The 14,148-nt window shown below is 50.8% G+C and carries 10 protein-coding genes; 5 read left to right on the top strand and 5 right to left on the bottom strand.

Annotated elements, in window-relative coordinates:
• Positions 1-45: 45 nt before the first annotated feature.
• A complete protein-coding gene (locus MHI42_RS31625) occupies positions 46-888 on the top strand; it encodes a sugar phosphate isomerase/epimerase (protein WP_342421766.1) in 843 nt (280 codons plus the stop codon).
• 492 nt (positions 889-1,380) lie between these two features.
• On the opposite strand, the gene fucU is transcribed toward MHI42_RS31625, so the two are convergent.
• From fucU to MHI42_RS31605, 4 genes are read right to left on the bottom strand one after another with little or no spacing between them, the layout of a single operon-like run.
• Positions 1,381-1,818 carry an L-fucose mutarotase gene (gene fucU / locus MHI42_RS31620; RefSeq protein ID WP_342421765.1) on the bottom strand — a complete coding sequence of 146 codons (438 nt, stop codon included), beginning with the start codon at positions 1,816-1,818 and terminating at the stop codon, positions 1,381-1,383.
• A gap of 39 nt (positions 1,819-1,857) precedes the next feature.
• A complete protein-coding gene (locus MHI42_RS31615) occupies positions 1,858-2,511 on the bottom strand; it encodes a class II aldolase/adducin family protein (RefSeq protein ID WP_231575179.1) in 654 nt (217 codons plus the stop codon).
• Positions 2,508-3,995 carry a rhamnulokinase family protein gene (locus MHI42_RS31610; RefSeq protein ID WP_342421764.1) on the bottom strand — a complete coding sequence of 496 codons (1,488 nt, stop codon included), beginning with the start codon at positions 3,993-3,995 and terminating at the stop codon, positions 2,508-2,510. Before MHI42_RS31610 ends, MHI42_RS31615 begins: the two co-directional genes overlap by 4 nt.
• A 29-nt stretch (positions 3,996-4,024) precedes the next feature.
• The gene (locus MHI42_RS31605; protein WP_342421763.1) at positions 4,025-5,791 is read right to left on the bottom strand and encodes an L-fucose isomerase; all 1,767 of its coding nucleotides are present in this window, start codon (positions 5,789-5,791) and stop codon (positions 4,025-4,027) included.
• Positions 5,792-6,130: 339 nt separating this feature from the next.
• Between MHI42_RS31605 and MHI42_RS31600 the strand changes: the two genes are divergently transcribed.
• On the top strand, positions 6,131-6,901 hold the full coding sequence (locus tag MHI42_RS31600; RefSeq protein ID WP_039295325.1) for a DeoR/GlpR family DNA-binding transcription regulator: 771 nt from the start codon (positions 6,131-6,133) through the stop codon (positions 6,899-6,901).
• A 166-nt stretch (positions 6,902-7,067) separates the two neighbouring features.
• Here the strand turns inward: MHI42_RS31600 and MHI42_RS31595 are convergent, their stop codons facing one another.
• Entirely contained in the window at positions 7,068-7,919 is an 852-nt protein-coding gene (locus tag MHI42_RS31595) for an MBL fold metallo-hydrolase (protein ID WP_342421762.1), read from the bottom strand.
• Positions 7,920-8,189: 270 nt separating this feature from the next.
• On the opposite strand from MHI42_RS31595, the gene MHI42_RS31590 reads away from it, so the two are divergent.
• The 3 genes from MHI42_RS31590 to MHI42_RS31580 all read left to right on the top strand — a co-directional run bounded on the left by MHI42_RS31590 (position 8,190) and on the right by MHI42_RS31580 (position 14,079).
• Positions 8,190-8,531, top strand: coding sequence for an antibiotic biosynthesis monooxygenase (locus MHI42_RS31590; protein ID WP_042138817.1), 342 nt, complete (start codon positions 8,190-8,192; stop codon positions 8,529-8,531).
• A 750-nt stretch (positions 8,532-9,281) separates the two neighbouring features.
• Positions 9,282-11,219 (top strand): NAD(+) synthase, encoded by a 1,938-nt coding sequence (locus tag MHI42_RS31585; RefSeq protein WP_342421761.1) that lies wholly within the window; start codon positions 9,282-9,284, stop codon positions 11,217-11,219.
• Positions 11,220-11,394: 175 nt separating this feature from the next.
• Positions 11,395-14,079, top strand: coding sequence for a P-loop NTPase fold protein (locus MHI42_RS31580; RefSeq protein ID WP_342421760.1), 2,685 nt, complete (start codon positions 11,395-11,397; stop codon positions 14,077-14,079).
• Positions 14,080-14,148 lie beyond the last annotated feature (69 nt).

The raw sequence follows: 14,148 nt of genomic DNA, 5'->3' as shown, positions 1-14,148 counted from the left end.
GGCGGCCTTATTTGCGGGAAATTGCAGAGCAAAGGAGTAGAACATATGACTGTACCGTTTCACCTCGGCGTCCGCGCCCATGATTTCAACCCGTGTCCTTTGCCGCAGCTGATTGAGAAGCTGGAAGAGCACAGCTTCTCCTCTATTCAGTTCGCGCTGCATAAGTCCTTTCCGGAGAGTGCGCCTACACTCGGCGCACTCAGTCCGGGAACGGCTGCCTATTATGGTGATGCCTTCAGGCAGGCCGGCATCAGGATTGCCGTTCTCGGCTGCTATGTAAACATCATCGATCCTGATCCCGCCCGGCGCGCACAGGCATTGAATGACTTCAGTACCCAGCTGCGGCTGGCCCGTGATTTCGGGGCGAGTCTGGTAGGTACCGAGACAGGCAGTGTGGGAAAGGGATATACGAAGGATAATTTCACTGAGGAAGCTTTTGAACAAGTTGTGGCTTCTGTCAAAGCAATGGTTGCGGAAGCAGAGCGTTTCGGGGTAACGGTCGGCATCGAGGCAGGGATTAACCACCCGCTTCACACGGCTCAGCTGACCAGACGGCTGCTGGACGAAGTGGCCTCCAGTAATCTGCAGATTATATTCGATGCCGCCAATCTGATGACGAAGGATAACTATTTGCAGCAGGAGAGTATTGTTGCAGAGGCCTTTGAGCTGCTGGGTGACCGGATCGCGGTGCTGCATCTGAAGGATTTCACGGTCAGGGACGGGCGGATTGAGATTGTCCCTGCAGGACAGGGACTGCTGAACTTCGCTCCGCTGCTCCATTACATGAAATATAAGCGTCCGCATATTCAGGGCCTGCTGGAGAGCACTCCCGAAGAGCATATGAGCGGCAGTGCAGAGCTGCTGCGGCGGATGTATAACGAAATATGAACAAGTGCCCCGGCCATATGGCGTACGGGGCACTTGTTCATGTTCGACCCGGTTTAGGAGCCGGTTCAATACTAAAAATGAGCAATTTATAGTAACCGGTCGTTCGCTCCGGTCCTAAGTGTATTTTATACAACTAAAGTGATCAATTTTTGCACTGCGAGGGTTTTAATTGCACTTTGTACACTTAAAAACCCCCATATTCCGCTAAAGTAGACTTACCGCTGATTTTAATTGTACTGGATACAGTTAAACTGACAATTCGGTTTTTTGCCGTCTTTTTAACTGCACGAAATACAATTAAATCTATTCACTTCACACTAGTTACTCTCAAAATATTTGCAAACCCAGGGTCAGTGGATCCAAATCACACAACACATAATATTTCATATGAAGTTTCTACATTTGAGCAACTGATATAGCAACAAGACCGCCCTCCAATGCCGGGCGGTCTTATCTTTTAAATTTTGTATTAGGCAACTGAAGGATTATCCTTTATCCGGCATCCGGCGGGATCACGCCTTTGGTGAGAATAATATTCCCGTACAGCGCCTCTTCCCCGGTAATCACGATCGCATAACTCCGCTTCGAGCGGTTGTAGAATTCAAAACGCTCCTCATACTCCACTTGAGCCGCCCCGTCATGTTTGGCCAGGATCTCCTTGTACGTCTCCCATATCACCGGAACGGTAGGATCACCCTCCACTACAGCCATGAATGCCGCCTGTGCGGGCACATAATGATCCAGCGGCAGCAGCTCCAGGATCGCATCCAGCAGCCGGGGAATGCCGATGCCGTCCGCCCGGAGCACTCTGGAATGCAGCCCGTGGCCCGGATAATTGGCATCCGCCAGAACCAGTTCATCCCCATGGCCCATTTCCATCAGGGTACGGACCAGCTCGGGGGAGAGGAGCTTGGGTATTTTTTTGAGCATGACTACTATCCTCCTTCATTCCTGTGTCGAAGCCACGGCTTACATGCCGTAGAACGATCTCAAAGCTACCAGCTCCTCGATCCGGTGCTGAGGAAGCTCACGTTCCCCGCCGATCATCCGGGTCAGGAAGGTTAGCTTCGCCGTATATTCCAGCCGCTCCATATTCATATAGGCAGCCATGACATCCTTGCCCCAGGTCAATGCGCCATGGCTCTCCAGCAGGACAGCCGTTTTCTTGCCGAGGAAGGGGATCAGCGAATCCGGAATCTCCTCGGTTGAAGGCGTTCCGTATACCGCCAGTGGAATGTCCCCCATGGCAATCACCGATTCAGGCATCATCATCTTGTCGAGCGCTTCGCCCTTGATGGCAAAAGCGGTCGCATACGGCGGATGCGCATGCACCACGCCGCCCATCTCCGGCAGCTCATTGTAAATCTTCAGATGCATCTTCACTTCCGTGGATGGCCGGTAGCCTTCCGCGGCTTCAAGGATATCCCCCTGCAGATTCACTTTGACCAGCATATGCGGCTGCAGATAGCCTTTGCTGACTCCTGTTGGTGAGGTGATTACCTCTGTAGCCGACAGGCGTGCCGAAATGTTGCCGTCATTGGCGGCAATAAAGTCCTTATTAAACAGATTGCGGCCGATATCACAGATAAGCCGGCGCAATTCCTCTTCCTTCGTATTCATCATTGTCCTCCTTGATCGCTATGAATAATTGATAAAGCCGGCTGATACCGGACAGGGGCACTGGAACGGGCTACAATTGTTCTGGCTTCGGATGCTTCAATCGCTCCCAGTGCCGTCAATTGCACCAATACGTTGCCGATTGCACTTGCCTCTACCGGTCCGGCAATGATTTCTTTGCCTGTGGCATCCGCTGTAAGCTGGCATAGCAGCTTGTTCTGGATGCCTCCGCCGACCATATGAATGCAGCTGACCGGTCTGCCTGTAAGTGTCTCCAGTTCACGGATCGTGCTGGCGTAAGACTGGGCCAGACTCTCCAGAATGGTACGGATGATCTCCGCCCGGCTCTGCGGTACAGGCTGGCCTGTGCGGATACAATACGATTCAATCCGCAGCGGCATATCCCCCGGGGTGCTGAAGAGGGGATCGTTCGGGTCCAGAACGGCTATGCGCGCTGTCGACCGGTCCAGCCCCTCAGCCAGCTCTGCCGCCTCCTGATGGCTGAGCGGTTCTCCCGCTTCTGCCCAGCCGCGCTGGGTCTCCTGCAGCAGCCACAGGCCGGTGATATTCTTCAGCAGGCGGTTCGTGCCGCCGAAGCAGCTCTCATTGGTGAAGCCGTAGGCGTCGGCCTCGGCGCTAAGTATAGGCTCCGCAGTCTCCAGGCCGACCAGCGACCAGGTTCCGCAGCTGATGAAGGCGGCGGAACCCTCTCCGCCGGTGGAGCCTCCAAGCCCGTAAGGGATGGAAGCCACAGCGGAAGCAGTGTCGTGCGAAGCCCCGGCAATGACCTTGAGCGGGCCGGAACCAAGCTCTTTCTGCAGGCCTGGCCGAAGCTCGCCGATTACAGTGCCCGCCGGCACCAGCCGGGGAATCAGCTTCACCGGGAGCTCCAGCCTGCGCAGCACTTCGCTTGCCGGAGCAGACGAATCCGGATTCAGCAGGCCGCTGGTGCTCCAGATGGTCTGCTCAGCGACCGCCGTGCCGCTGAACATATAATTGAACAGGTCAGGCATCATCATCAGCAGACTGGCCTTTTGTGTAAGCTCCGGGTTAGCCTGCAGATCGGCAAATAATTGATACACCGTATTAATCGGGCTGGACTGGTTGCCCGTCAGCTTGAACTGCTCCTCAGGGGGCAGGGCTGCCTCCAACGCCAAAGCAATACCCTCCATCCGCTGGTCCCGGTAGTGATGCGGGGAGTACAGCAGCTCCCCCTCAGCATTCAGGAAGCCATAGTCGACTCCCCAGGTATCGACACTCATAGACTGCAATGGGCCGCGGGACTTCACGGCCTCCAGAATCCCCTGCTTCATCTCATGAAACAGCTGCTGGACATCCCAGTACAACTGCCCGTCAGCCTCTACGGGCCCGTTAGGGAAGCGGCGGATTTCTTCTACCTCCACCTTCCCTCCAGCATACGTTCCCAGCATGACCCTGCCGGAGCTGGCACCCAGATCGATGGCCAGCAGCTTGATTATCTCTTCGCCCATGTTCTCCGCACCCGCTTCATTTTGAAGATTTAGTAGAGCGGCCCAAAGTTACGGCAGGCTCTGTAGTCAGCACTTTCCAGATCCTCTGTGCCGAATAGCGACCAGACACGCGGCCGGAAAATACGCGATTCCTCCACGTTATGCATACTGACCGGAATCCGCAGGATCGAGGCCAGGGTAATCAGATCGGCTCCAATATGCCCGTAGCTGATCGCACCGTGGTTGGCGCCCCAATTGTTCATCACATCATATACAGACTGGAACGAGCCCTTGCCTGTCAGCTTAGGTGCGAACCAGGTTGTCGGCCAGGTAGGGTCCGTTCGCTGGTCGAGCGTATCATGCACTTCTCCCGGCAGCTCCACCGTGAAGCCTTCCACCAGCTGGAGCACAGGCCCGAGCCCCTTGACCAGATTCAGCCGGGCCATGGTGACCGGCATTCCGCCCTTGGTCAGGTAGTCTGTCGAGAAGCCGCCCCCTCGGAAATATTCCTGCGAGGCCGGGCGGAACTGGGTCTGTGCGAGACAGGCAGCCGCTTCCTCATCCGTGATGTCCCAGAACGGCTTGATCACCGGCTTGCCGTCAATGCTCTGCTCACCGGTTCCGTCCAGTGCCGCTGAACCGGAGTTAATCAGATGCAGCAGACCGCCTGCCGCTGCCCCCTCCAGCTCGTATCCGGTCACACGCTTCACTGCAGCCGGACTCCAGAAGGTGCGGACATCGGCAAAAATCTGCGCCGTATTCGTCAGCAGATAATTGAACAGCATCGTGACCCCGTTCAGGCTGTCATTCTCGGTAGCGACAATATAAGGCGCCCGTCTACCGTTCCAGTCGAACGAGGAGTTAAGAATCGTCTCCATGAAATCGCCGTTCGGGAAATGGTCCGTCCATTGACGCTGGCCCTGGAAGCCGCCCAGCAGAGCGTTGTGGCCGTTCGCTTCTTCCTCGAAGCCAAGCTTCGCAAGCTCCGGATTGCCGGTCATCAGATCGCGGGCGATCAGCGCCATTTTGACACAGGTCTCCCATTGCTCTTCCTTAACCTCTTCGCTGAGCTGCAGATGCTGCGGGTTATTGTCCGCTCCCACCCGGCAGTTGTCCTTGACCCAGGCCAGTGCCCGCTTGAATTCCTCAGGATCATAGATCCCTTCCTCAAATCTCCGCACATATTCAGACATGTCGATATACTCATTGCGCATGCCGAGGTACTCCTGGAAGAACTGCTCGTTGACGATAGAACCGGCGATCCCCATGGATACGGAGCCCATCGACAGATAAGACTTCCCCTTCATCAGTGCAGCCGCAAGTGCCGACTTCGCGAACTGGAGCAGCTTGGCCTGTACATCCGCCGGGATCTCCTCACTGCTGGATTCCTGAACATCTTCGCCGTAGATGCCGAAGGCCGGAATGCCTTTTTGCGCATAAGCAGACAGCACTGCCGCCAGATACACCGCCCCGGGGCGTTCCGTTCCGTTAAATCCCCATACCGCATGCGGAATCGAAGCATCCATATCCATCGTTTCTGATCCGTAACACCAGCAAGGTGTGACCGTAATTGATACGCCTATACCCGCACCTGCGAACTTCTGCGCTGCCGCCGCAGCTTCCTTCACACCGCCAATGGTAGAATCAGCAATAATACACTCCACCTGCGAACCGTCCGGATAAAATAAATTCTCCTGCAAAAATGCCGCCACACGCTGTGCCATCCCCATAGTCTGGGCCTCAAGCGATTCACGCACCCCGCGTCTTCTGCCGTCAATCGTAGGCCGTATACCAATCTTCGGATAATTTGCTGTCACTGCCGTTCCTCCCCGGAATCAATGGTTGATTTGGATAAAATAATTTCATTGGAGCTGTACACTCCGATTAGTAAGCGCTATCAAATACAGCCTGCTACTGTCTGCAAACTATGGGCATTCTCCGCCGACTAATCCTTTTCTTCTCCATCATAGATTTCTAAACTCATAAAGTCAACAATATTCCACACTTTATATTTGATATTTATGTGGTATTGTGTGATATAATTCAAATATAGTGTGGGATTATGTTCGTTTTAATTATTTAAGTTTTGGAGAAATATGTAGTAAACTAGTTGATATACTATGGCTAGAACTATTTAATCAAGGGTGGGCAACGCGATGAAGGCTTTTGAACGGCGGGATCTGGTAATCAACGAGCTATACAGGCATAAGAAGGTTCACGTAGCGGACCTGGCGCAGAAATTTGGTGTATCGGAGGAGACGATCCGGCGCGATCTCGACCGGCTGGATAAGGAGGGTATTGCCAAGAAGAATTACGGCGGAGCCATTCTGAACGCCCATACCAACGAGGACCCCTCCTACTCCCACAGACATCAGGTCAATATTGAAGCGAAGCGGATGATTGCCGCATGTCTGCTGGAGCTGATCAGTGACGGGGACAGTGTGATGACCGATACCAGCACAACGGCTTTTGAAGGCTTGCGGAGAATCGTGGAGGACAAAAAAAATCTGACAATCATCACCAATTCCCTGGCGGTATTGTCAGAGTTCCAGCATTCCGGACAGAAGCTCATTTCCACGGGGGGCATTCTGGGTCCGGAGACCAGCTCTTTTGTAGGGCCGACGGCGTCGCAGACGATCCTGAAATATAATGTGGATGTGGCCATCTTCAGCTGCAAGGCGCTCTCCATGACCGGCGGCCTCAGCGATTCGAACGAAGCGGAGACCGAGCTCAAGGTGCTGATGCAGCAACAGGCGAACAAAGTTGTCCTCCTGGCCGATCATTCCAAGTTTGACCGGATCGCCTTCATCCGGCTGTTCAGCTTCGACAAAGTCGATTATATCGTCACCGATCAGCGGCCGTCCGAAGAATGGATTGATTTCTTAAGCAAATATCAGGTGTCTCTGCTCTATCCTGCGCTGCAGTAGCGCAAACTCTGCACCGGAAGGAGGTGAACCACAGAATGGGGATGATCCAGATTGCTGCAACCTCCGCTCCGCTGTGGTTTCCGCTGGTTCTCGCCGCCGTCGGCGTGTGTCTGATTTCGCTTTTGTGGATGGTATTCAAGAAATTCGGCTGATCTTTTGAATGCGCTTACTTGGAGTCTGGAGTGCTGTTCTTAAAAGCCTGCGCCGACACATAGACGAACCGTTCGGCTCTGGCCATCATATGAAATTTCTGCTCCGGGAAGTGGCGGTACAGGTGATCGACGAAATACCCCGGATTCTCGGCGTTACCGGCGTACAGATCATAATGCAGCGGAACGACGGTCTCAAAACCGCTGGTCGCCGCAAACTCCGCCGCTTCCCGGTAGTTCATATTGCCGACAATATTGCGGCTTCCCCGGTAGTAGTCACGGCCGTTAATCGGCAGCAGCGCCAGATCAACCTTCCGGCTGCCGACTTCCTCAATCAGCTCAGGGAACAGAACCGTATCTCCGGCATGATACAGCGTGACCCCGTTCAGCTGCAGGATGTAGCCGACATACTTGGGGTTGCCCTGTTCATCGCGCTCCAGCTGTTCATGCGCCGCAGCAACCGGGAACACCTGCAGGCCGGGTGCGGGTTCTGCTGCATGAGCAGGCAACGCTGCGGTTAGGCGCTCCTTCTGTATTCCGAGTCCCTGCAACCGTTCCAGGCAGACCGCCGGAGCTATAAACCGGGCTGCGGGATTGAGCTCTGCAAGCATCGGCAATGCCCGCTCATCCAGATGATCCGAGTGGTCATGGGTGATCAGGCATACATCCATGTTCGTAATCTCCGCAGGCGGAATCGGCGGCGGGAACGTCCGGTCCGGGTCAGGAGAGACATATGGATCAATATAAACGGTCACCTCTGCCCCTTTGATAATGACACTGGCTTGTCCCAGAAACCAGACGGCCAGACAGCCATAGGGCACCTCGGTCGCCCGGACTTCCTCGATCAATTCTTTTCCTGTTAACGGCATGTACATGCCCTCCCTTCTTCTCGGCAAAATTCTAACCCAAAACCAGCTTGCACGCAAACGCGGCCCGCAGGTCCCTGGCTTCAATCGCGGATTTTGCTCCTCCGCCCGTTGTTTTACCGCTGCACAATCCTCTTCCCTGCCATCCCGCTTTTGTGGACCGGCGCTTGCTTCAAGCAGCTCTGACAGGCCGGTTCGTCCGCCAGGCTATACATCCGGATCATAGATGCACTACTATAGATAAAGAAATAATCCACAAACGGAGGGAAAGTCATGAGTGAAATTGCTAACACACCAGCGCCCCCTTATTATGCAGTGATTTTCACATCCGAACGGACAGACGGGGATAACCAATATGCGGAGATGGCCGAGGAAATGGACAAACTCGCAGCCGCCCAGCCTGGATTTCTTGGAGTAGAGAGCGCCAGAGATGGTGTAGGGATTACTGTCTCTTATTGGGATTCTCTCGAGGCTATCCAGCAATGGAAGCACAACGAACGGCATCTGGTCGCCCAGCGGAAAGGGATTGCGGACTGGTATATGACTTATAAGACAAGAATCTGCAAGGTTGAAAGAGACTATGGATTTGAAAAGGGGAGCCCCCCGGTCCGTTAGTCCACCCCAAAAATTAATGGTTAGGTACCGGCTGAATCCCCCATTGAAATTAGCAGCTGCTTAAATGGTCATCCTAGATCATACCCACTCTGGCTCTACATCATTAGTAGCAATTGGATAAACGTATCTTTTGGATGTTTTGGAGTGTCAGAGGTAATTAGTTGGAGAAACGTATCTTAATTCGGATGTTTTGGAGCGTCAGAGGTAATTAGTTGGAAAAACGTATCTTAATTCGGATGTTTTGGAGCGTCAGAGGTAATTAGTTGGAAAAACGTATCTTAATTCGGATGTTTTGGAGCGTCAGAGGTAATTAGTTGGAAAAACGTATCTTAATTCGGATGTTTTGGAGCGTCAGAGGTAATTAGTTGGAAAGAAACGTCATTTAATTTCGAGCGTTCCCCCTACTCCAGACTATTTCCGATAAAGTAAGTGCTGTTTATCCAACTGCTGCCCGGCAAATGCGCCTCCGTTCATGATCAAGTGGAGAAAATCCACCTATTGCCTGCCGCCAACGCTACCACACTCACTCCTGCCAACTGCCAAAGCTGTTCCCGGCTTCTTCTTTAGGAGCTTCTTCGAAGTTAAACACATTTGCGTGAATTGAATGATTTCCTAATCTACCAAAAAGCGCGTCCCGTTCGGCTGCTGCTTATTGCTGCAAATCCCCGCTTGTTACCAATGCCATTTGATGGGTACAATATTTAGATAGTGTACTTCTACTAAAGGACAGGTAAAGGACAGGTGAAATGCATGCAGAATCACGGATTCGCGCGAGTCGCTGCCGCTTCCCCCGAGCTCAAGGTGGCCGACTGCGTATTCAATTCCGAACAAATTATTGATGTCATAAACAATGCCGCGGCACAGGAGGTTGAGTACCTGGTACTCCCGGAACTGTGCATCACGGGGTACACCTGTGCGGATCTGTTCCTGCAGCCCAGGCTGCTGGACGCCGCCACGGAGGCACTGCTCCGGATCACTGCCGCAACGGCAGAACATACAATGATCGTTATTGCCGGCCTGCCCATCTCCATCAAGAGCCGGCTGTTCAACTGCGCTGCTGTCATTCAGCAGGGTCATATTCTCGGAATTGTCGTGAAGACCTGCATTCCCGGTTATAGCGAATTCTACGAGCCGCGCTGGTTCGCCGGTGCTGAAGAGCTGGAAGTGTCCGAGCTGCGGATCGGCGGAGCCGTTGTACCGATCGGCAATGATCTCATCTTTGCCTGCGAGAGCAATGGCAATGTATCCTTCGGCGTGGAGATCTGTGAGGATCTCTGGGTGCCGGTGCCGCCAAGCAGCCTGCTGGCCCAGGCAGGGGCAACGCTGCTGTTCAACCCGTCTGCCAGCAATGAGCTGGTCGGCAAAGCCGATTACCGCCGCCAGCTAGTGGGCAGCCAATCCGCTTCCTGCGTAGCCGGGTATGTCTATGCCGGCTGTAATACCGGCGAATCCACCACGGATGTTGTCTTCGGCGGGCACTCGCTGATCGCGGAGAACGGCCAGCTGCTGGCCGAGTCTGAACGCTTCACCCATGAGAGCCGGATGATCACCGCCGATATTGATCTGCCGCGGATTCAGTATTCCCGCACCGTGATGGGCACCTTCCGGGCCGGCAAGGGCGGACGCAATTACCGCGAGCTGCTCTACGCTTCACCAGTCCGTGAGAACAGCCAGCGTGAGTTCAAACGGACAGTCGGCGTCAATCCGTTTGTCCCGGGCAACCCGCTGCAGCGTGATGAACGCTGCCAGGAGATCCTCTCGATCCAGACCTCCGGCCTGATGAAGCGCATCCGCCACATCGGCACCAAGCAGGCCGTGATCGGCATCTCCGGCGGCCTCGACTCTACACTTGCGCTGCTGGTCGCAGTGCGGGCGATGGAGCTGCTCGGCCGTCCGGCCAGCGATGTGCTTGCCGTCACAATGCCGGGCTTCGGCACAACGAACCGGACCTACGACAATGCCGTCGGCCTGATCAAAGCGCTCGGCGCCTCGCTTCAGGTCGTTGATATCAAGGCTGCCTGCCTCCAGCACTTCGAGGACATCGGCCATGACAAAGATGTGCATGACTTGACTTATGAGAATGTCCAAGCCAGGGAGCGTACGCAGATTCTGATGGATCTCGCCAACAAGAACGGCGGCATCGTCATCGGCACCGGCGACTTGTCCGAGCTGGCGCTTGGCTGGTGTACCTATAACGGCGACCATATGTCGATGTACAGCGTCAATTCCGGCATTCCGAAGACGCTGATCCAATATGTCGTCGCCTGGTATGCGGATCATGAAGCCGATGAGACGGTGGGCAAGTTCCTCTACAGCATCATCGAGACCGGAATCAGTCCGGAGCTGCTGCCGCCTTCCGCAACCGGAGAGATCGCCCAGCTTACCGAGAATATTCTGGGACCTTACATTGTGCATGATTTCTTCCTGTATTACATGCTGCGTACAGGGGCTTCGCCCGGCAAAATGCTCTACCTCGCCCAGCACGCTTTCGGTGAGGCTTACCCCAAAGAGCAGCTCGTTGCCTGGCTGAAGGTATTCGTTACACGCTTCTTCACCCAGCAGTTCAAGCGCTCCTGCCTGCCGGACGGACCAAAGGTCGGTACGGTCAGCCTCTCGCCGCGCGGTGACTGGCGTATGCCGAGTGATGCATCCGCTGCACTCTGGCTCCAGGAAATTGAAGCGCTGTAAATTCTGAATACAGCAGTGCCTAGTTAAGGCGTCCCCTATCCTCAATGAGGATAGGGGACGCCTTTTTACGTTTAGCAGCAACAACCGAGATCCGCATGATGAGTAATTCATTACAGACTATAGAGACTCATTATTATATGATTGGCTTGTACACTTCAAAGCTGGGGGCGGAACAATGAAATGGAAGGAACAATACGAAATTCAGTATAGGGAGGGCATGAAAACACTAATAACGAGTTTATTCGTCTTTGCCTTAATATGTATTGCCCGCGTCAATGTGAGAGTTTTAGAGAGGTGGATTAATACCTACACTTATATAGAATTTCTTTTCTACGGAGTTTATTTTCTATCCATTCTTGCAGTTATTCTGATTTACATAGGATTGGGTGGCAGGACTTGGAGGTCAGAGCATAGGCTTTTTGTTTTATCTGGAGATTTTTTTGTTATTGCCGTATGTTCAGGTATATTGTTTAACTATTTTAGCGGTATGGGCTTTAAAAGCATCAACAATGGGCGGATTTTTTCATTTCTGTTTGGTTGTACGAGTATAATGGCTATAGTTTGGCTGACTTTTTTTCTGTTCACATTGCTCTATCCATTCATCAAAAAAAGAAAGAAGAATTCCGAACAAACACCCACTAAAGATCGTTCTAGTCCCAAAGTAATGATAAACCGGGAGACAGATGGTTCAAAAGAACAAGACCTTCTAAACCGGTATAAGTTTGCTGAAGAGCTGAAAGATCATTTGTTAACTGAACGGAGTGAAAGCTACACAATCGGTATATTGGGAGCATGGGGGTCAGGAAAAAGCTCCTTTATCGCTATGACTAGGAAACTTCTTAAAGAAGCGAACCATTCTGACTATATAATTATAGATTTTACTCCGTGGTATTTCGGGGAGGGGAATCACATTATTCTTCAAAAATTCCTAATCCAACTTTCAGATGAAATCCGGAAGAATTATGGCGCCTTTCCAAAGTTATATCGGGAAATTCGGCAGTATGCAAAATTACTATCTTCAGTAACTTTTAGGCCTAATTCATGGAGTTTCTCTTTTAAAGACTCTCTGGATTCACTTTTTCCAGGAGATGAAGCCAAAAGCTTATACTCTCTCAAAAAAGATATTGAAGTATCATTAAAATCATTAGGAAAAAACTTCATAGTGTTTATTGATGACCTGGACCGATTAGATCCAAGTGAAATACAAACTGTACTAAAATTGATTCGACTTGTCGCAGATTTCCCCAATATCACTTATGTACTGTCTCTAGATGAAGAGATTGCAGCAAGCTCCATCCAAAAGTTATACTCACCCAGTGAGCACGGGGAATACGAGCAGGGCAAAAAGTATCTTGAAAAATTCATTCAACTTCCCATCTATCTTCCTAAGACAAATCCTTCCTCACTTTTCAGCCTCTTTTCTGCGGGTTTGGAAGAGATCAGGGAAAATCTGGAGATCAGGGATAGCATGTTATTCGATGATGTTTTGAAAGAACTGGCTGCCTTAGACTTTTCCCCAAGGAACATCAAGAGGATTTTATTTACATATGAATTCCATTTAAAAATTCTTCAAAATGAAGTGGACAAGGCCGACTTGTTCCGATTGACCATCCTTAAAATCCTAAAGCCCGAAATATATGAATACATATATCAAAACAAGGCTTTCTTCACTTCTACGAACAATAATCTCGATGATGCTAAGATGAATAAGTTCAAAAAAATACGAGATTATGAACCCTTTAAGCAACTGTTAGTTCATCTGGCTCCCAACAGCGGAAGACTCTACGGAGATTCTAGCATCAAAGACAATATTGTGCTTGGAAAGAAACGGCTGGCTGATAAGACTTATTTCGAGCGCTATTTTCGTAATGTATTGTTGGACAACGAGGTATCCGAGCACAGCATCAATGAGTTTCTTGATAAAATAATTACTATTCATGATCCCAGGGAGCAGTATGCGTGTTATGAAGAATGTCTAAAGGCCTATCATATAATTGATTTCCACATAGAGCTTCTGAATAAAATATCTGGTCTTGAGAAAAAGCTGCTATTAATTATCGTAAAATTAGTTTCAGAAAAATATAAGAAAATACATGAGTCAAGAACAAGACATGAACAGGTGTACACCTCTTTATCCAGCTGTGAAGTCATTATTAGAGCATCAACTAAGATTGTACGCGGGCAGCTCTTGTCTTTACCAGAGTTCATGCAATGGCCGCTTAAACTGTGGATGGATATATTGCTGTTTATGCAAAGGGAAGACCTTGATGTCGACAAAGAGCGGGTAAGTAAACTTCTGAATACCCGAATGAGTACAATTACACTTCAAGAAATGATGTCCTTTTCACCTAGTGACTCCTTTGAGCTATTTCAGCAAATTCAACAAAACAGTTCGTTTCGAAATATTAAGTTTATGCTAGGCAACTGGATCCAAGATGAAGCAACTTTAAAGAGCACTCTAACGTTCCTGTTCGACTACAATATCATTAAATCAGCAGATGAATTACTTATTATCAGACATTTTGCTGATATTTTGAAGTATTTTCCTGATCGGATTATATTGCCTTTACTTCGCAATCAAAAAAATAAGCTGAAATTGAAAACAGTAACCTTGAAGGTTCTTAGAAAATATCTTTACTCGGATCAAGTTATGACGGAAGAATCTTTACTAGAAACCTTCCTTTTATCATTACAATTCTGCCTGGATTACATAAAGGAATTACTTACTGATTTTTCAAATAAAATACAATCTGAAGGCAACTATATACCGATCAATGATACCTTGCAGCAAATCCTCATAGATCTGGAGAATTTCAGTTCCGAGAATGAAATAGCAAATGTGTTAGACATACAACAGTGATGATATGCAGATAAAGCCCTGGCAATTGCCGGGGCTTAATTCTGTAACAACGTTCTTATTTCACCTACC

The sequence above is a fragment of the Paenibacillus sp. FSL E2-0178 genome (assembly GCF_038593005.1).
GTDB lineage: Bacteria > Bacillota > Bacilli > Paenibacillales > Paenibacillaceae > Paenibacillus_AQ > Paenibacillus_AQ phytohabitans.
The sequence above is the reverse complement of the archived record's forward strand: the minus strand, read 5'-3'. Positions and strand labels throughout refer to the sequence as shown.